Raw genomic sequence first — 264 nt, 5'->3', positions numbered from 1 at the left:
CAGTTGGTCCAAATGGCTTTCATTCGTATGGCACGATTGGGCGTTAATTTACGACGCGCGCATCGCCTTTGCGCTTGATGCGATCCACTTGATCCGGGCCGTCAATGCGCCAGTATTGCCCGTGCCTGCCGGAAGAAATGGACTGCTCGCGAGTCTTGACGCTGAGAGCGCGGCTGCGCTTGCCTGGCAAGGCAATTACGGGAGTGCGTGTCAGGCTCGCGGTGCGATGGCGCCACTGAGTCCCGGCAAACCCACCAAGGATGA

General features: G+C 59.5%; 1 protein-coding gene. It reads right to left on the bottom strand.

The window, feature by feature from the left end; all coding sequences use genetic code 11:
* Nucleotides 1-43: 43 nt before the first annotated feature.
* The coding region (locus SB847_RS21355) for a hypothetical protein (RefSeq protein WP_410578658.1) at nt 44-264 on the bottom strand (221 nt) is incomplete at its 5' end.

Source organism: Bacillus sp. SIMBA_026, from assembly GCF_046535335.1.
In the GTDB taxonomy this organism is placed as follows: Bacteria; Bacillota; Bacilli; order Bacillales; family Bacillaceae; genus Bacillus; species Bacillus velezensis.
This window is presented reverse-complemented; position numbering and strand designations above follow the sequence as displayed.